The sequence below is a fragment of the Salinivibrio kushneri genome (assembly GCF_005280275.1).
In the GTDB taxonomy this organism is placed as follows: Bacteria; Pseudomonadota; Gammaproteobacteria; order Enterobacterales; family Vibrionaceae; genus Salinivibrio; species Salinivibrio kushneri.
In genome coordinates this window covers 2,240,566-2,259,274 of sequence record NZ_CP040021.1, presented here as the reverse complement: position 1 = coordinate 2,259,274, position 18,709 = coordinate 2,240,566, and the positions used below count along the sequence as shown (strand labels likewise).

The window sequence follows — 18,709 nt, the reverse complement described above, 5'->3', positions numbered from 1 at the left end:
CGAGACGCCAACTTTTTACTTTGAGGATGCCAATATTATGAGCCTGCTGATGAGCGTGATTGGGATGGTTGTGCTGCTAGGGATAGCAGTTCTTCTTTCCGATAACCGCAAAGCCATTAACCTCCGTACCGTGGGTGGCGCATTTGCTATCCAACTCTTTTTCGGTGCTTTCGTACTCTATGTCGATGTCGGACGCGACATTCTGTACGGCGCATCACAATACGTTGCTAACGTCATCGCATACGGTGACGAAGGGATCAGCTTCATCTTTGGTGGGCTGGTTTCTGACAAAATGTTTGAACTGTTCGGCGGTGGCGGTTTCGTCTTCGCACTGAAAGTTCTTCCTGTCATTGTCTTCTTCTCCTCACTGATCAGCGTGCTTTACTACCTGGGTATTATGCAGGTTGTGATCAACGTGCTCGGTGGTGGTCTGCAAAAAGCACTGGGTACCTCACGTGCCGAGTCTATGTCAGCAACGGCTAACATCTTTGTTGGACAAACTGAAGCGCCCTTGGTGATCCGTCCATTCGTACCTCGTATGACGCAGTCAGAGCTGTTCGCGGTCATGTGTGGTGGTTTGGCCTCGGTTGCGGGTGGCGTACTGGCCGGTTATGCCTCTATGGGGGTTCCGCTTGAGTACTTGATTGCGGCATCATTCATGGCCGCACCAGGTGGTCTACTGTTTGCGAAAATCATCAAACCTGAAACCGACGAGCCGGTTGAGCAGATGGCTGACGCGACCGCTGAAGGCGCAGAGAAGCCAGCGAACGTGATTGATGCAGCCGCAGGCGGCGCTTCATCAGGTATGCAACTGGCGCTTAACGTTGGTGCGATGCTACTTGCGTTCATTGGTTTGATTGCCCTGATTAACGGCATGCTAGGCGGTATCGGTGGCTGGTTCGGTTACCCAGACATCACGCTGGAGCTGATCTTGGGTTACCTGTTTGCACCGTTTGCATTCCTTATCGGTGTGCCATGGGAAGAAGCGGTGGTCGCAGGCTCTTTCATCGGTCAGAAGATCGTGGTTAACGAATTCGTGGCTTACTTGAACTTCACGCAATACCTTGGTGATGGTGCGCAAGTTGTTGCAGCAACAGGTATGGAAATGACAGAGAAAACCAAAGCGATTATCTCGTTTGCTCTGTGTGGTTTCGCTAACTTGTCGTCTGTGGCTATCTTGCTGGGTGGCTTGGGTGGCCTCGCGCCAAACCGTCGCCCAGAAATTGCACGCTTCGGTGTAAAAGCGGTGATCGCCGGTACCTTGTCTAACTTGATGGCAGCGACCATTGCGGGTCTATTTGTCACCTTGACGCTGGCGGGCTAATCGTCTTATCGCGATAGCACACCGTGTTAAGCAAAACGCCACACAGACTGCCTGTGTGGCGTTTTTTATTGGGCTTACGTTATGAGTATGCTTCAACCACCCGTCCTTGCTGAGGGGTGTATACTCATCAATAGAGGCTTGTGACAACATAAGGTAAAACCATGCAGGAAATTCTTCTCGCCCTCGTGGCCGGTTTTTTAGTGGGCGTATTGTTTAGTGCGATCAAACTCCCCATCCCCGCACCGCCTGTCTTATCCGGGGTGATGGGCATTGTCGGGGTGTATTTGGGCGGCGTCGGCTATCAGTGGATTGTGGCGCGTTTTTTCAGTTAGAAAGATTGGTTCCACCGCGCAACAGTGTATTTTTCAACATAAACGGTAAAATCTAGTTTTGCTGAAACGGCGTTGGTAAAATAAGTGAACGCCGTCAAAGTTTGCTGGCGCCACAATCCTTATTTTCCTCTCATGGTTAGCAACAAGGTGTGGCTAGCCCAATCAGAAACGTCCAACGGCGAAACCGCAAATACCCAGGTATTTGCACGCGGCAACAAGGATGGTTGGTTGAAGGCGGCGCGATGTCCAGCCTCAAACTTCATGGAGCCAAGTCCGCTGAGCAATGACCGGAAAACTAAACCGGTTGTTAATACAGTGGCCAACCCGATACCTGTTTGGCAAAAGAATGAGGACTGGAGATAACTAATGAACGAATTACAAACCGCGGCCCTACGCGCACTAAAACTGATGGATCTGACCACACTGAACGATGATGATACCGATGAAAAGGTGATCAGCCTGTGTCAGAACGCGAAAACCGCCGTTGGCAACACAGCAGCAGTTTGTATCTATCCGCGCTTTATCCCTGTCGCCAAGAAAACACTGCGCGAACAAGGCACCCCTGAGGTGCGCATCGCTACCGTGACCAATTTCCCACACGGCAATGATGATATTGATATTGCGGTGGCAGAAACCAAAGCCGCGGTGGCATATGGCGCCGATGAAGTCGATGTGGTGTTCCCGTATCGCGCGCTGATCGCGGGTGACGAACAAGTGGGTGCTGAGCTGGTCAAACAGTGTAAAGCCGCATGTGGCAGCGACGTATTACTTAAAGTGATCATTGAAACCGGTGAGCTGAAAAGCGAGGCACTGATCAAGCGCGCGTCTGAGATTGCCATTGATGCAGGCGCTGACTTTATCAAAACCTCCACGGGGAAAGTGGCGGTGAATGCCACCCCAGAAGCGGCGGAGATCATGCTCAACGTGATCAACGATAAAGGCGTGGCTGATACGGTTGGCTTTAAACCTGCGGGTGGCGTGCGCACGGCGGAAGACGCGCAACAATACCTCGCGATGGCAGATCGCATTCTCGGCGAGCAATGGGCTGACAGCCGTCATTACCGCTTTGGTGCATCGAGCCTGTTGGCAAATCTGTTGCACACCTTAGGTGAAGGTGAAAAAGCAGCAGAAGGCGGTTATTAACCGCTGATTGTCACTCGACACCATGGGCAAGGTGAACCTTGCCCATTGGCCGGTAAGGAGGATGTATGATCTTACCTCAAGAGATTATCCGTAAGAAGCGCGACAACCTCGCGTTAAGCAAAGAAGAAATTTATTCGTTCATCCAGGGTGTGGCGAACGATTCGGTGTCGGAAAGTCAAATTGCTGCGTTTGCGATGGCGATTTACTTCAATGATATGACCATGGATGAGCGTGTGGCATTGACCTGTGCGATGCGCGACTCTGGCATGACCTTAGATTGGTCTCACATGCAGTTTGATGGTCCTGTGGTTGATAAACATTCAACCGGTGGGGTCGGTGATGTGACCTCGTTGATGTTGGGTCCCATGGTGGCGGCGTGTGGTGGCTATGTGCCGATGATCTCAGGTCGCGGCTTGGGCCACACTGGGGGCACGCTGGATAAGCTAGAATCGATTCCTGGCTATAACATCATGCCAAGCAACCAAGTGTTTGGGGAGGTGACCCGTGACGCCGGTGTCGCCATCATAGGGCAAACCGGCTCGTTAGCGCCTGCGGATAAACGCGTGTATGCCACCCGTGACGTCACGGCCACGGTAGATAATATTTCTTTGATCACCGCGTCGATTTTGTCGAAAAAACTGGCCGCAGGCCTGGATGCCTTGGTCATGGACGTCAAGGTGGGATCGGGCGCGTTCATGCCAACGTATGAAGATTCAGAGGCGTTGGCCAAATCGATTGTGGGAGTGGCCAACGGCGCTGGTACTAAAACCAGTGCCTTGCTGACGGACATGAACCAAGTGTTAGCATCGTCGGCAGGCAACGCTTTAGAAGTGAAAGAAGCCGTTGATTTTCTCACCGGGCGCTACCGTAATCCACGTTTGTACAATGTGACCATGGCGCTATGCGCCGACATGTTGGTGGTCAGTGGGCTGGCAACCGATGTGAATCAAGCAAAACAAAAATTGGATCAGGCACTGGACAGCGGTCGCGCTGCCGAGTGTTTTGCCAAAATGATTGCAGGGCTAGGCGGGCCGGCTGACTTTGTTGAGTCGCCGGATCAATATCTGGCGACTGCATCCGTGATTAAACCTGTCTATGCCGAGCAATCAGGCATTGCCAATGCCATGGATACACGGGCATTGGGCATGGCTATTATAGAAATAGGTGGTGGCCGTCGGGTTGCCAGCGATAAAATTGATTATGCCGTTGGGTTGAACGAAATGATTCGTCTGGGGCAACAAGTGGATGAGCACACCCCGCTCGCCATGCTCCACGCTCAGACTGAAGAGCAATGGCAACAAGCGGCGAATGCGGTGCGAGCCGCAGTGAAAGTCGCTGATGAGGCGCCGAGTGCAACACCAGACGTTTATCGTCGCATCAGCTTACAAGACGTCTAATGGAGGCGATCATGAAACGCGCAATTGTATTAGTTTTAGACTCATTTGGTATTGGCGCCACTGAAGACGCCGTCAAATTCGGTGACCAAGGTGCAAACACCTTGGGCCACATTGCTCAAGCGTGTGCGAAGGGCGAAGCGGATAATGCGGATCGTCAAGGCCCCTTGTCTTTGCCTAACATGACCAAGTTGGGCTTGGGTAAAGCGTGTGAAGAGTCGTCAGGTTACTTCCCAGAAGGCTTAGACTCACATGCAGAGATTATCGGTGCCTACGCGCACGCCAAAGAGCTATCTTCTGGTAAAGACACCCCATCTGGCCACTGGGAAATTGCTGGTGTGCCTGTGTTGTTTGACTGGGGTTACTTCTCAGACTTAACCAACAGCTTCCCGCAAGATCTGCTTGATCGCATTGTTGAGCGAGCGGGTGTACCTGGCTATCTTGGTAACTGCCATGCGTCGGGCACTCAAGTGCTGGACGATCTGGGCGAAGAGCATATGAAAACTGGGAAGCCGATTTTCTACACCTCGGCGGACTCGGTGTTCCAAATTGCGTGCCATGAGGAAACCTACGGGCTCGATAACCTGTATGAGTTGTGCCAGATCGTGCGCGAAGAGCTGGAAGACTATAACATTGGTCGCGTGATCGCCCGTCCTTTCATCGGGCCAGCGAAAGGCCAGTTTGAGCGCACCGGTAACCGCCGTGACTTGTCTGTCGAGCCACCTTCTCCTACCGTGCTCCAAAAGCTGGTGGACGAAAAAGGTGGTGATGTGATCTCGATTGGTAAGATTGCGGACATTTACGCGCACTGCGGTATCACCAAGAAAATCAAAGCCACAGGCTTAGAAGCGCTGTTTGATGCAACCAAAGACGCCATCAAAGAAGCAGGTAACAACAGCTTGGTGTTCACCAACTTTGTCGACTTTGACTCGGCGTACGGCCATCGCCGCAACGTAGCTGGCTATGCGGCGGCGTTGGAATACTTTGACCGTCGCCTACCGGAAATCATGGACATGCTTGAAGAAGACGATGTGTTATTGCTAACGGCTGACCATGGTTGCGATCCAACCTGGCCTGGCACTGATCACACCCGTGAGCATATCCCTGCACTGGTCTACGGCAAAAAAGTGCCTGCGGGTTCACTCGGTCGTCGCGAAACGTTCGCGGATATTGGCCAGTCCTTGGCGGAATACTTTGATGTGTCGCCAATGGATTACGGCAAGTCGTTCCTATAACGCGTTGACCCCCCAGATAAAAAGAGATGGCGAACGGCCATCTCTTTTTTTATCTCGGTTTCTCGCTCTGGTCGCCGTATTTTGCCGTTTTACCAAGATAAACGCGCAGAACGACGAGTGAGCATGGTCATCAATAATGCCCCCAGCAAGAGAGCGAGGCCAATGAGGAGCCGGAATTCGGTCATATTCGATTGCAGCTGTTTTTTGGCTTCATTGATAACCGAGTGATGCTCAACGGTGAGACGGAGAAACCCGACAATATCGCCACCACGGCTTATCGGCGTCATCAGCTGCTGTCGTCCTTGGCTTTCTAGCCCCAGTGGGGTGGTTAATCCGACGGCGGTTTCCAGTGGTAAAGCATTCGTTGAGCGCACCACAGGACTGCCGTTGAGCTGATAGAAGCTGGCATCACGGATCAGCGGCTCGGTTGCCAGTTCATTGGCCATGGTTTGCAGAGGCTGATAGTTCTTATCAACCAAGGCATCATAGGCTTGCACCCCCACCTGGCGGGTCATCAGCTGGGCTAATTGATCGGTTTGCTGATATAGCGCTTGATACTGGCGCTGGCTGAGTGTGGTGCTGTAAAGCATTAAGGCGGCAATAGCACCGATCGTGGTGAGCAACATTCCCCACCAGGTCACCCGCCGTAGTGTTTTGCGCGAAATTGAAAACATACCTTCCTCAAGCCAGATAAACAGGATCAATTAGCACTGGAGCTTACTACGGTTTTTATGGTATCACAGCCTCATTGTGATTGATTCATTGACCAAGCTTGCTTGGAAATCGAAAGGAAAATATTGACCATGGATAAGGCCAACCCCTTGGCAATTCACCGTTCACCGCAACTTTACCGCCGTTTCCCAACGATGACGACGTCTGCTTTCTCGCGCCGCCGGCAAGGGGGATGGATTGTGTTTGGTGAGGTCATCGACCCCCGTCAGCTCGACGATATCCGTTTTTTTACCGGTGATGACGTTGAGGTCGTCGACGGCTGGCGTGTTGGGCCGTATGAGGTGTTATTGATCCGTGGTGAACTGACGGATGAGCATCGTACCGTGATTGATGCACTCGCGCTTGACTGTGCCGATTTACAGGCCCTGCCGGATTTAAGCAGACCTGGTTTGGCGGTGTTTGACATGGACTCCACCGCAATAGAGATAGAGTGTATTGATGAGATTGCGGCACTCGCTGGGGTTGGAGAGGCGGTGTCTGCGGTTACCGAGCGTGCCATGTTGGGCGAACTTGATTTTGAGGCGAGCTTACGTCAACGCGTGGCGGCCTTGAAAGGCTCTGACGCGGCGATACTTGAGACAGTGAAAGCGCAGTTGCCGTTGATGCCAGAAATGGCGGATCTCGTGGCCAGCTTAAAAGCCCACGGCTGGTATGTGGCGATTGCCTCTGGAGGTTTCACCCATTTTTCTGATCACCTACAGCAGCAATTAGGCTTGGACTATGCGGCGTCGAACCAGCTTGGGGTCAGAAATGGTCAATTGACCGGCGAAGTAGACGGGGCAGTGGTGGATGCACAACGAAAAGCGGATGTGTTGACCATGTTGGCGCAAAAGTACGATATTGCGCCGGAGAACACCTTAGCCGTTGGCGATGGCGCCAATGATCTGGCGATGATGGAGGCCGCTGGCCTTGGTATTGCCTATCATGCGAAGCCCAAAGTCAATGCGAAAGCGCAAGCGGCGGTCAAACATGCGTGGTTGGGCGGTGTGTTGTGTGTGCTCTCTGCCAGTATGCGCGATCGGATTAGCTGGCAGCCACGCTAATAAGCGCAACCTTGTGGCACCCACTTGGTGTGGCACCCACTTGGTGTGGCACCCTCTCGGTGCGGCACCTACTGGATGCCGCTCTCTCTTTGCTATTGCCGCGGTCGATATCGTGCTGACGAGTGCGTCGCCTGTGGTTATCGTCCCAGGCGCATTAGCACTTCATCGGTCACATCGACCAACTCACCGTAGGCACACAAGGCAACAAATTCGTCTTCCAGTTGGCGTGCTTTGTGGGTATCGCGTTTGAGCAAGCTGGATAACTGGGTGGCATCAATATCTTGTTCAGCATGGGCCAGCGGTGTCATCCGGTTGCGTAGCACGGCAAACGCCCCGCCTTTTTGCGCCAACTGGATGAACTTACGTCTCGCGTCGTCAGATTCAAACTCACTATCGGCAAAGGTATGCACCGCACGCACCTTGTCATCTTTCATGTCTATCCAGACGAAGTACTCGCGTACCAGCTCTTTCAGAGGCTGCGAAGGGCGTGTGACTTCATGGGTACGGGTGAGAATCTTATCCCCGAACACCGGGTAAAAAGACAGTTGGCGACCGCCGCCTGCGCGCTCGAGAAAGCGGTGCAAACGGCTGGGAGGCAGGTTGATACCCACTGCAGGCACCGAGAGTACACCGTTATCACGTCGAACAAAATAAGGCTGCACGGTTAGGCGCGTGAGCAGCAATTGGTGCATGGCCCAAATCAAGGGAGGGTCGGGCAAACGTTCATCCAGCACGGTCAATTTGTCGAGGTTGTGCTCAATCAAGCGGCGAAGATACTGGCGACGACGGGTGTTGGGCGCTTCAGTGGTGAGCTTGAGTTGAATATTATCGCGTTTGGGGCTCACTCGAATCACCTGATACGGCATGTCGACTAACGGTGCGCGCGGGTCAATATTGACAAACGCATCGAGTGATACAGACACCAAGTCATCTTTCGCCCCTTGAAAAGGCTGCGCCAGTTTCAGGTTCAAGCCCCCCGAGGAAAAATCGACCAGTCTTCCCTTCAGCGCCCCCTGTTCTGGATGCACCAATGAGACCTCAGAGCGATAGGCATAACGTGGTTCACGACGTTGGGGCTGCCTATCAGATGAGATTAACTGTGCCGCGCACACTGGATTACGTTGGTGTAAAAAGCGTCGCAAGGCTTGACTGGATAACGACGGTTTGGGGTGGGATAAATAACTATCCTTGCTTTCGGTATGAGTCACATCTTGCACCAACGCGACGTGTGTGAGGGTTTTTAATGTGTTAAGCCAGTCCGGAGATACATCTTGCAAACGCTCAATGTCACCCGCATTAATGGCTGACATGGTCACCTTCAACACCCGCCATGAAGGACTCTTGGCACCCAGTTGCCAGAACAGGTGGCGCTCATCTTCGCTCATTTCGCTGGGCGAGGCAGAATAGAAGAAACGCTGCTTGTCTTTCTCTACATAAAAGCAATATAACAATAGCTGGCTGGTTGACGCTCCTTCCACTTGCAGTAACGCCAAACGCTTTGCATCAAAAATATGATTAATGACGGGTTGATTGCGGCTGTCGTGCCAGTAATCCCATAGCTCCCGATTTTGCCGCGTTTGTAATACGTACTCTAATTTGTCTTGCGCAAAGTAAAGCGGTAGCACACTGGTATGGTGCAAAAAGGACTGTTCATAGCTTTGCAGCTTGAGGGTGAGTAGCTTGTCCTCACCATCTTGTTTGCCACGAAAGTCGGGTGAGGCCATTTCTGTATCGAGCGCTTGCTTAATCGCGTCACTGCTGGTGTCAAGCCGCAGCCGCAACCACACGCTACTGGTGGACTCTTTGTTTTGATCGACGCCAATAATACGATAACTCAACCCTTGCTCAAGATCGGGATCTTGATACTTTTGCCCCAGCGCGGTGAACTGCACTAATACTTCAGCGCTAGGCGGATAATCGAATGCTGCAGGGACACGCACTCGGCACCCTGAATTAGACAAGTCGCTGGTGACCCCATGTACCTCATACCCAGTATTCAGTGTTATTAATACTTGGGTAGCAAAATGGATGCGGCTTTCACTACGCGCTAAATAACGGCCAAAGGTGAGTTTCTCGGGTAACAATGCCGCTTGGGCCGTATCACTGACTGGGCCTTTTCCTTGTTGCTGAGTGTGTTTCTCTTGTTCGTGTTTGACGCGAAAGTTATTAGGGGTGTTGTGCAAATCTTCCCACAAGCCTTGGGTCATTTGTCCATTGTATAAAGGCAAGCGCTCGTAATAGTGGTTAATCGCCACATCATCTAGCCAATGTGTTTGGCCGTTTAGCTCGTATTGATGACATTCACCATCGACTTTGCCACGCAGATCGATGGCACGATTGCATGGCGTCATTAAACGTCTGATCTCCATTTTGATCAGCAGTTTGGCAGAGCTTGGCTCGTTAGCGGTGAGCTTATCGAGCAGCACCTCAAATTTGGGGGTTTGGGACATCGGAAGCAGCTGCTCAATCAGTCCCTGGTAATCATCCTGCTTCATGGCAAAGTCTGGTAAAGTATTGTCCTTAATATAATAACGGCACCGATTCGAAAAAGTGTCGGAATAATTAATAAGATAGCAATCATTTTGTGAATTAGCTGACATCATACGTCTTGGAGAGCGAATGGCAAAAACAAAACGAGCCTACGTATGTAACGACTGTGGCGCGGATTTTCCCCGTTGGCAAGGGCAGTGCTCAGCCTGTGGCGCGTGGAACACCATTACAGAGGTGAGGCTAGCGGCGTCGCCTCAGGTCGCGCGCAATGAAAAGTATGCCGGGTATGCAGGCAGCGCCGAGGGGCAAGTCCAAACCCTGCAGGATATCGACCTACAAGAAGTGCCACGCCTGAGCAGTGGTTTTAAAGAGCTGGATCGTGTGCTCGGCGGGGGGATCGTCCCAGGGGCCGCTATTTTGATTGGTGGTAACCCGGGCGCAGGGAAAAGTACCTTGCTGTTGCAAACCATGGTGGGGCTCGCACACCATTTGCCGACCTTGTACATCACAGGGGAAGAGTCATTACAGCAAGTGGCGATGCGCGCCGATAGACTCGGGCTTGCCAAAGACCGCTTGAAGCTGTTGTCAGAAACGGGTGTGGAAACCATCTGTCAGGTGGCCAAAAAAGAACAACCGAAAATCATGGTGATTGACTCGATACAGGTGATGCATGTCGCGGATGTGCAATCTGCGCCCGGCAGCGTGTCACAGGTACGGGAGTCTGCCGCGGCATTGACGCGCTATGCCAAACAACACAATGTGGCGATTTTCATGGTGGGGCATGTGACTAAAGATGGCACGCTGGCCGGCCCCAAGGTGCTGGAGCACTGTATTGATTGTTCTATTTTGCTTGATGGCTCCAGCGATAGCCGTTTTCGCACGCTACGCAGTCATAAAAACCGCTTTGGTGCGGTCAACGAGCTTGGTGTGTTTGCGATGACTGGGCAGGGTTTAAAAGAGGTCAGTAACCCCTCCGCTATTTTCCTTTCACGTGGTGAGGAGCAAACCTCCGGTAGCTCGGTGATGGTGGTGTGGGAGGGAACTCGCCCTTTGCTGGTAGAGTTACAAGCCTTGGTCGATTATTCACAATTGGCCAATCCACGCCGGGTGGCGGTGGGACTAGAGCAAAACCGTCTTGCCTTACTTCTGGCCGTTCTACACAAACACGGTGGGCTGCAAATGTCTGACCAAGATGTGTTTGTTAATGTGGTTGGCGGGGTTAAAGTCACCGAAACCAGTGCCGATCTTGCCCTGTTGTTAGCGCTGATATCGAGCTTTAGGGATCGCCCGCTGCCGAGAGAGCTGGTGGTCTTTGGCGAAGTCGGCTTGGCGGGAGAAATTCGCCCAGTGCCAAGTGGGCAAGAGCGCTTGATGGAAGCGGCAAAACATGGCTTTAAAAAAGCAGTCGTGCCCAAAGCCAACTTGCCGAAACAGCGTATTGAAGGGATGACGGTTTATGGCGTTAGCAAACTCTCCGACGCCCTGGATGTGCTAGAAGACTTGTAGTCGTACGCAAGTACCAATAGCGAAGTGGTGGGCGATGATACGGCCCGTTGATCGAACAAAGGCGCTCGGTTTTATCATCGCTCTACTACCTCTACGACTCTATTATTTCTACTACATTGAGGCTTTTGTCGGTGTGGTTTGCACATCGGCTTCGCGCTGCTGGGCGGTGCTCAGTGGCGGCTCAGCGTCGGGCATATTGGCGACTTGTACCTGAGTTTCGACCAAGTTTTCCACTACCGCGACTAAATGTCCCCAACTGACGCGCTTCTCGTTTTCGAGCAAGGTATCAAACTGCTCAGCACTCCACTTAATAAACCGGCGCGGATTCAGCGCTCGTCCTAAAAAGCGGACTTCGTAGTGCAAATGAGGGCCAGTGGATAAACCCGTGTTACCCGACCAGGCTATCAAGTCGCCTTTCTTTACAAACTGCCCACTTCGCACATTAAACTTATCAAGATGGGCGTAGAGGGTCATAAAGCCAAAGGCATGGTCTATTTTTACAAAATTACCATAGCCTTTGCGGCGGCTGGGTCTGACATACTCCACCACGCCATCGGCCGGGGCATACACCGGAGTGCCGATGTCTGCGGTTAAGTCTAACCCCATGTGGAATTTTTCTTTGCCCGTTACTGGGTGCGTGCGTGAACCATACCCAGATGAACGGCGATAACTTTGAATCGGTTTACCATTAGGAATGAGCTGAAGCATGGTGTAGCGCACAGCGGAGTTAATTGCCGCCACATCAAGCCGATGGGTCAGTGAGGCGTCTTTGGCCACCGATTGCAGCCCCAGCATATCTTCCACTGTCACCACGCGCTGCGTCAGTGCAGTCAGCTCGACATCTTTGTTCTCGATGGTTTGTGACAGCTCATCACGCTTTTGTTGCAGCATGGCCACTTCGTTATTCAATGCAGCACGCTCTTCACGTAACCGGTTAACCGCGGCTTCGGCTTCAGTGGAACGCTCGGAGAGTAAATAGAGGCTGGCAAAGGTCACGGTGAGAACGGCCAGCACGACTAACGCCAAGGTTTGCACTACCTTTTTACGGGTAGGGCAAAGCGTATAATGCTTCACACCATTTGGGTGTGAGATGGCGATATGAATATGATCTGTCATGACTGGTTACTGCTGGCCTGCGTTTGATACCGCCCATGACGATGTGGCGTTACGATTCTGACTCTGCCATTGGGTCGGTCAACTGCGCTAGCTCACGATGAAGGAGTTCATCGTTGCCAACGTTGAGTTCAACGAGCCTTTTTAAATGACTGGCACTATCAATGTCAATGTGATCAATATAAAGATGGAGATAATTCTCGCAGTTATTGACCAGAATGCAGTCCATGTCTAATTCTACGTCAGAGTCATGCAGGTAAAAGACCAACGAGAATGCTGTGTGTTGCGGGTCTGCTTGCCAGTTCTCAGGACGGCTGAGCAACACACCCTTGAGAGACAAGTCGAGAACCTGCGCGTGCCACGCCTGTTCATCTTGCTTGAGTATCGCGGGGGCACGATACATCACGCGGGAAAACTTTCTACGCTCTGGCATGATCGCATCTCCTCAATCCTTTGAACTAAGTGTAGGCGATGCATGGCGGGCGACCTAATAATCTGCGCGGACGTATCGATTCTGAAACATTTTTTGGTGTTCTTGCGTAAGAAAGCGGATGGAGTGCGGTTTGTTGCGAGCCGCTTTACCTGCTGGGAGACCATAAAAAGGGCAGCGTTGGCTGCCCTCATTAGTGCGGCGTTACTTGGCAACGCGCTTGTATTTGATGCGGTGCGGCTCAGCCGCTTGTGCGCCCAGCGTTTTCTTCAACCAATCGGTGTATTCAGCAAAGTTACCTTCAAAGAAATTCACTTGGCCTTCATCACGATAGTCAAGGATGTGGGTGGCGATACGGTCAAGGAACCAGCGGTCGTGTGAAATCACCATGGCGCAGCCTGGGAACTCGAGCAGGGCTTCTTCCAAGGCGCGTAGAGTTTCAACGTCCAGATCGTTGGTTGGCTCATCAAGCAGCAGGACGTTGCCGCCTGCTTTCAATAGCTTAGCCAGGTGGACGCGGTTGCGTTCACCGCCGGACAAATCGCCGATACGTTTCTGTTGATCGCTCCCTTTGAAGTTAAAGCGAGAGACATAAGCACGCGCAGGTAACTCAAAGTTATTGATGCGAATAATATCGGCACCTTCCGAGATCTCATCGTAAACGGTTTTGTTGTCGTCCATGCTATCACGGAACTGATCCACCGAGGCCAATTGTACGGTGTCACCGACCTCTACGGTGCCTGCGTCCGGTGTTTCGGTACCACTGAGCATTTTGAACAGTGTGGATTTACCGGCACCATTGGGACCAACGATACCGACGATAGCGCCTTTCGGGACGCTAAAAGACAGATCGTCAATCAATACGCGATCACCAAATGACTTAGTGAGGTTGTTAACTTCAATGACTTTATCACCCAGGCGTGGGCCGGGTGGAATAAACAGCTCATTGGTCTCGTTACGGCGTTGGTAATCGGAGGTGTTAAGCTCTTCAAAGCGTGCCATACGCGCTTTTGATTTGGCTTGACGGCCTTTCGGGTTTTGACGTACCCACTCAAGCTCTTTCTCAATGGTTTTCTGGCGCGCTTTTTCCTGGGAGGCTTCTTGCTTCAAGCGCACGTCTTTTTGCTCAAGCCACGATGAATAGTTGCCTTCCCAAGGGATGCCTTCACCACGGTCTAGTTCAAGGATCCAACCAGCGGCGTTATCAAGGAAGTAGCGATCGTGCGTAATCGCCACAACCGTGCCGGTATAGTCGACCAAGAAGCGCTCTAGCCATGCCACTGATTCGGCGTCCAAGTGGTTGGTTGGCTCGTCGAGTAGCAGCATATCAGGCTTCTCGAGTAGCAAACGGCAAATCGCCACACGGCGGCGCTCACCCCCAGACAGGTTTTTGATTTGCGCATCCCACTCCGGCAGACGCAGGGCGTCGGCGGCACGCTCTAGCGCGTTATCAAGATTATGACCATCTTTGGCTTGGATCAGGGCTTCCAGTTCACCTTGCTCTTGCGCCAAGGCATCGAAGTCGGCGTCAGGATCGGCATAGGCTGCGTAGACAGCGTCGAGACGCGTCAATGCATCTTTCACATCCGAGACCGCCTCTTCAACGGTTTCACGCACGGTTTTGTCTTCGTCTAGCCCTGGCTCTTGCGGAAGGTAGCCAATTTTAATGCCTGGTTGCACACGGGCTTCACCCTCAATTTCGGTATCGATACCGGCCATGATGCGCAATAGACTCGATTTACCGGCCCCGTTGAGGCCTAGCACCCCAATTTTGGCGCCTGGGAAGAAACACAAAGAAATATCTTTAAGAATTTGGCGCTTAGGTGGCACGATCTTGCTCACCCGCGACATGGTATATACGTACTCAGCCATTTCTGCTCACGCTACTCGTTGTGGTGTAAAAGACACTATTCTAACGTTAACTTTGCCAAGTTTAACAGTGATTGTCATATTCGGTGGGTAATATAGCCCATGGGCAGCAAACCATTTGCCAAAGCGCGAGGGAATTTGCTGATGCGATTGTTGTCTATTCGTTGTCACACATGCTGAATGTGACACATTCGTCACGGTGTTAATTGATTAGGAGCGACCTTTGACATGGAACGATTCATCGCTTTGTCCGGGCCTTTACGCAATGCATCTCACGCGGTGCGTCGTGGTGTCCGTGCCTTCTCCCGTTCACTGCGACCCGGACTTATTTTATGGGTTCTAGGGGCCGCTTTTTCTCCTTCTCTTGCTCTGGCGTCGGCGAGCCCAGACAGTGGGCAAATGACGCCTGCGCAGCGTCAATATGAGGCTGCTATTGATGCGATTGAGCGTGGTGAATTACGCCAATTTCGCCGCCTCAAAGCCAAGTTGCGTGATTATCCCCTTTATCCCTATTTAGATTACCGTGATTTTACTCGCAACCTTTCAGAAAAGTCGCCCACCTCGGTCACCAACTTTATTCAGCGTTACACCACCATGCCGTTTGCCAATAGCCTGCGTGCTGACTACCTGACACTACTGGCGAATCGAAAAGATTGGGCAACCTTGGTCGCTTTCCAGCCCGATGTACCAAGAGGGGAGCGTTATCAATGCCAGTATTATTACGCTCACAGCCAGGCTGGCAATCGTGCATTAGCGCGCAGTGGCGCGAAATCACTCTACTTGTCTGGCCAATCAGTCGACAGTGCATGCGATCCCTTATTTGATTACCTCTCCGAGCAAAAGCAACTCACTGGTGATTTAATCTTGCGGCGGATGTTGCTGACCTTTGAAGGGCGCAATCGCAGCTTAATGCATTACCTACAAGATCAACTCCCCAACACTCACCAAGCGGTGGGAAAGCAAGTTATTGATCTTTATGACAAGCCTGAACAAGTTGCTGACTTTTCCAAGCGAAGCAAAGTGACACCCTTTAACCAAAAGCTGACTCGTCTTGCGTTTGAGCGACTGGCGCGTAAAGACGAAGCGCAAGCCATTCGCCATTTTCGTCGCACCGTAGAAGGGCAGCATTACGACAAAGGTGAACGACAAGCCATTGCTGATTATCTTATTGGCCAACTGATGAATGACGATGAGCCGGCGCTTGCGGGGTGGCGTGATCGTATGCTGAGACAAAGCGACGATGATGGTCTGCTCGAGCGACGGTTTCGCTTGGCGTTGGTGGAAGGTGATTGGCACGTATTGAATCAATGGCTTTCACTGCTCAGTGATGAGGCGAAACAATCACTAAAATGGCGATATTGGCAAGCGCGGATTCAGTTAGAGCTTGGCGACAGTCACGCGGCGAATCAGGCATTTGAAACCCTGTTGGGTGAGCGCAATTTTTACAGTGTGGCTGCCGCTCTGCACCTAGAAAAGCCGATCCATATCCCTTCGCGTACTGCGGTGTTGAAAGAGGCGGGTCTGATGCCTGTCAATGATGTGCTGGCGCGAGTCGATGAGCTGATTGCGCTTGATAAAATCTACGCGGCGAAGCGCGAGTGGTATTATGTGTTACAGCGCGCCAGTGATGAGCAAATTGCGCTCCTGGCCGCTTATGCCAATAAACAGCACTGGTATCATCTCGCAGTACAAGCCACCATTGCCGGAAAAATGTGGGACCACTTATCGTTGCGTTTTCCGCTGGCTCATCAGTGGTGGTTTGAGTTTTTCAGTCGCGAACGTGGGGTAGATAAAACCACATTGATGGCGCTGTCACGCCAAGAAAGTGCTTTCTTTACCCGTGCGGTCTCTCACGTAGGCGCGAGAGGCTTGATGCAATTGATGCCGCGTACGGCACGTGAAACCTCGCGTCGGTTAGGGTTTGATTATCAAGGGCCGGCCAGTCTTAGCGATCCGGGCGTGAATATCCGCTTGGGCAGTGGTTATTTGAAAATGATGCTCGATCGCTTCGATAGCAACCGCGTTCTCGCTTTTGCGGCATACAATGCTGGACCACATCGAGTAAGCCGCTGGCTGGCACGTTCGAAAGGGCACATGGATGCCATTGCTTTCATCGAGTCGATCCCGTTTTATGAAACGCGCCATTATGTGCAGAACGTGTTGATGTTCGATATCTATTATCGCCAACTTTTAGGTGAGCCCGTGCAGTTTTTAAGAGCACACGAGTTGGCACAGCGTTATTAATGTTACAATCGCGACCATCACGTAAAGAGCGAGAGGAATCCATGTCGCAATCGCCTGCATTTTCTGGTTGGCAAGATGTTATCGCGCTAGTGCGCCGTGCTGGACAAGATGATAATGATGATGCCTTGTTGACGGCCTTACTGACCCCCGACGAGCGAGACACCTTGGTGGCTCGGATTAATATTTTGCATGAGTTGTTAGAAGGGAAAATGAGTCAGCGCCAGTTGAGTCAATTATTGGGCGTGGGGATCGCGACCGTCACACGCGGCTCGAATGAGTTAAAGCGGATGGATGACGAGACCAAAAATTGGCTGGCTGATTTATTGAAACGTGAAGCTGAACAGTCCACCTCATCGACCTAATCAATAAAGCCTTAAATAGACAAACAACGGCGCCATCAGGTGCCGTTTTTATTGGCGTTAACGGTATAAGTGCGGGTGCATAAACGGAATCAGCGCCATGATTAGTGCTTGATGGTATACACTTGAGCGCGTTAATCGATGCCCGGTGAGCATGCCAATGGCGCCCCCTTTTTGTTTTACATTTTCAGTGGCAAACATTCTGTCCATCACATCGCCAAGCTCTTCGCCTTGGTGCAGAGCGTCCAACGCCTCTGGAGGGAGAGGCAGTGAGGCTGAGCGTGCCTCGCCTTGCGTTGTCCCATCATCTATCATCATCCATGCAAAGGTATGTTGACCATCTAAGCCTGCTTCTACCCCGACGTAAAAGTCTCCTTCGTATTCCGCTTTGGCGTGGCGAACGCGGTTACACGCGCCGGCATAGGTCTCTTGCTCTGTCATTGGTTGCTCTGCCACGCCACTGGCGACGGAAACGCCCGTAAAGGTGAAAAGTGTGTCGGGAAAAGCGTCATAAAACGCGGCCTCAACCGCAGCGATTTTAGCGGGGTTTTTGGACGTGACGATCACCTGTTTCATGCGCCTAGCTCTCCTTTTTGTGTTGGTAGGCGCGTTGCAGTATACGCCAACGGAGGGGTAAACGCAGCATTCCAAAAACATGAATGGCATCAGTCGGTTGGCCGACTTCGCTTAAGCCAATTCGCATTTTTTGGTGCCCTTTGCGTGGCTGTGGTACATAGGTATTAAACCAGCGATCCCAGCATGAAAGGTTGAACCCGTAATTGGCGTTGCATTCATGAAAACGGGTGGAGTGATGCACCCGGTGCATATCTGGTGTGACGATAAAGCGGCGCAGCCAAGCGTCTAGGTGCTTGGGGAGACGAACATTGCTGTGATTAAACATTGCCATCCCGCTGAGTAGCGTTTCAAACACGATCACGGCGACAACAGGTGCGCCAAGTAGCGCGACTAACACGCACTTAATGGCCATCGACAGCCAAATTTCCACCGTGTGAAAACGCGCGCCTGTGGTGACATCAATGTCCATATCGGCATGATGCACTAGATGCAGCCGCCACAGCCATGGTACCTGGTGGAAGAGTTTGTGTTGGTACCAAATCGCCATATCCATCACAACTAATGTGGCCAGAACCGCGACCCATTCAGGAAGCGAAAGCTGATTAAAAAAACCAAAACCCGAGGCGGCGGCAAAACTGGCCGCACCCACTGCAGAAATCGGTGCCAGTACTCGCAACGTGAGGGTATTAAATACAGTCAATAAGATATTCCCTGACCAACGCTCTCGCCGCGTGCGAGTGAGCTTGCGCTTCGGCCACCGCCATTCGGCGACGAGCATTACCAACAGTACCAAGGCAAACAGGCTGAGCCTAAACCCGGCTTCGTGCGCTTCAATCCAATTCATAACCACTCCTCATTTATAGAGAGTTTACGCGATAAACCCTGCCAACGTTTAGCGCAAATGGTGAAAATAGAAGGT

16 protein-coding genes are annotated in these 18,709 nt (G+C 52.0%); 9 read left to right on the top strand and 7 right to left on the bottom strand.

Annotation, left to right across the window (positions count from 1 at the left end; translation table 11 throughout):
- Nucleotides 1–37 precede the first annotated feature (37 nt).
- The 5 genes from FCN78_RS10530 (at nt 38) to FCN78_RS10510 (ending at nt 5,428) form a co-directional block, all read left to right on the top strand.
- On the top strand, nt 38–1,324 hold the full coding sequence (locus tag FCN78_RS10530) for a NupC/NupG family nucleoside CNT transporter (protein ID WP_069362769.1): 1,287 nt from the start codon (nt 38–40) through the stop codon (nt 1,322–1,324).
- A gap of 161 nt (nt 1,325–1,485) precedes the next feature.
- Entirely contained in the window at nt 1,486–1,656 is a 171-nt protein-coding gene (locus FCN78_RS10525; protein WP_069362770.1) for a XapX domain-containing protein, read from the top strand.
- Nucleotides 1,657–2,022: 366 nt separating this feature from the next.
- Nucleotides 2,023–2,799, top strand: coding sequence for a deoxyribose-phosphate aldolase (deoC, locus tag FCN78_RS10520; protein WP_077458803.1), 777 nt, complete (start codon nt 2,023–2,025; stop codon nt 2,797–2,799).
- A gap of 65 nt (nt 2,800–2,864) precedes the next feature.
- Nucleotides 2,865–4,196, top strand: coding sequence for a thymidine phosphorylase (deoA, locus tag FCN78_RS10515; protein ID WP_069362772.1), 1,332 nt, complete (start codon nt 2,865–2,867; stop codon nt 4,194–4,196).
- A gap of 11 nt (nt 4,197–4,207) precedes the next feature.
- A complete protein-coding gene (locus FCN78_RS10510; RefSeq protein WP_077486525.1) occupies nt 4,208–5,428 on the top strand; it encodes a phosphopentomutase in 1,221 nt (406 codons plus the stop codon).
- Nucleotides 5,429–5,517: 89 nt separating this feature from the next.
- Here FCN78_RS10510 and FCN78_RS10505 read toward each other — a convergent pair whose 3' ends face one another.
- Nucleotides 5,518–6,102: an AhpA/YtjB family protein gene (locus tag FCN78_RS10505; protein ID WP_069362774.1), complete on the bottom strand. Its 585-nt coding sequence runs from the start codon at nt 6,100–6,102 to the stop codon at nt 5,518–5,520.
- A 129-nt stretch (nt 6,103–6,231) separates the two neighbouring features.
- On the opposite strand from FCN78_RS10505, the gene serB reads away from it, so the two are divergent.
- Nucleotides 6,232–7,203 carry a phosphoserine phosphatase gene (gene serB / locus FCN78_RS10500; RefSeq protein WP_077659708.1) on the top strand — a complete coding sequence of 324 codons (972 nt, stop codon included), beginning with the start codon at nt 6,232–6,234 and terminating at the stop codon, nt 7,201–7,203.
- A gap of 137 nt (nt 7,204–7,340) precedes the next feature.
- Here the strand turns inward: serB and FCN78_RS10495 are convergent, their stop codons facing one another.
- Nucleotides 7,341–9,698: a PilZ domain-containing protein gene (locus tag FCN78_RS10495; protein WP_162274077.1), complete on the bottom strand. Its 2,358-nt coding sequence runs from the start codon at nt 9,696–9,698 to the stop codon at nt 7,341–7,343.
- A gap of 124 nt (nt 9,699–9,822) precedes the next feature.
- On the opposite strand from FCN78_RS10495, the gene radA reads away from it, so the two are divergent.
- Entirely contained in the window at nt 9,823–11,199 is a 1,377-nt protein-coding gene (gene radA, locus FCN78_RS10490; protein WP_046075145.1) for a DNA repair protein RadA, read from the top strand.
- 111 nt (nt 11,200–11,310) lie between these two features.
- On the opposite strand, the gene FCN78_RS10485 is transcribed toward radA, so the two are convergent.
- The 3 genes from FCN78_RS10485 to ettA all read right to left on the bottom strand — a co-directional run bounded on the left by FCN78_RS10485 (nt 11,311) and on the right by ettA (nt 14,614).
- Nucleotides 11,311–12,315 (bottom strand): M23 family metallopeptidase, encoded by a 1,005-nt coding sequence (locus tag FCN78_RS10485; protein ID WP_069362778.1) that lies wholly within the window; start codon nt 12,313–12,315, stop codon nt 11,311–11,313.
- Between the two features lie 49 nt (nt 12,316–12,364).
- Nucleotides 12,365–12,745 (bottom strand): PilZ domain-containing protein, encoded by a 381-nt coding sequence (locus FCN78_RS10480; RefSeq protein WP_069362779.1) that lies wholly within the window; start codon nt 12,743–12,745, stop codon nt 12,365–12,367.
- Nucleotides 12,746–12,946: 201 nt separating this feature from the next.
- On the bottom strand, nt 12,947–14,614 hold the full coding sequence (gene ettA / locus FCN78_RS10475) for an energy-dependent translational throttle protein EttA (protein WP_077659710.1): 1,668 nt from the start codon (nt 14,612–14,614) through the stop codon (nt 12,947–12,949).
- A 225-nt stretch (nt 14,615–14,839) separates the two neighbouring features.
- On the opposite strand from ettA, the gene sltY reads away from it, so the two are divergent.
- Together sltY and trpR are read left to right on the top strand one after the other, a co-directional pair.
- A complete protein-coding gene (sltY, locus tag FCN78_RS10470; RefSeq protein WP_077659711.1) occupies nt 14,840–16,855 on the top strand; it encodes a murein transglycosylase in 2,016 nt (671 codons plus the stop codon).
- Nucleotides 16,856–16,896: 41 nt separating this feature from the next.
- Nucleotides 16,897–17,217, top strand: a complete 321-nt coding sequence (trpR, locus tag FCN78_RS10465; RefSeq protein WP_077659726.1) for a trp operon repressor — start codon at nt 16,897–16,899, stop codon at nt 17,215–17,217.
- A gap of 57 nt (nt 17,218–17,274) precedes the next feature.
- Here the strand turns inward: trpR and yjjX are convergent, their stop codons facing one another.
- Complete coding sequence (gene yjjX / locus FCN78_RS10460; protein WP_077458793.1) at nt 17,275–17,790, bottom strand: inosine/xanthosine triphosphatase; 516 nt, start codon at nt 17,788–17,790, stop codon at nt 17,275–17,277.
- Between the two features lie 4 nt (nt 17,791–17,794).
- On the bottom strand, nt 17,795–18,634 hold the full coding sequence (locus FCN78_RS10455) for a sterol desaturase family protein (protein ID WP_077659712.1): 840 nt from the start codon (nt 18,632–18,634) through the stop codon (nt 17,795–17,797).
- Nucleotides 18,635–18,709 lie beyond the last annotated feature (75 nt).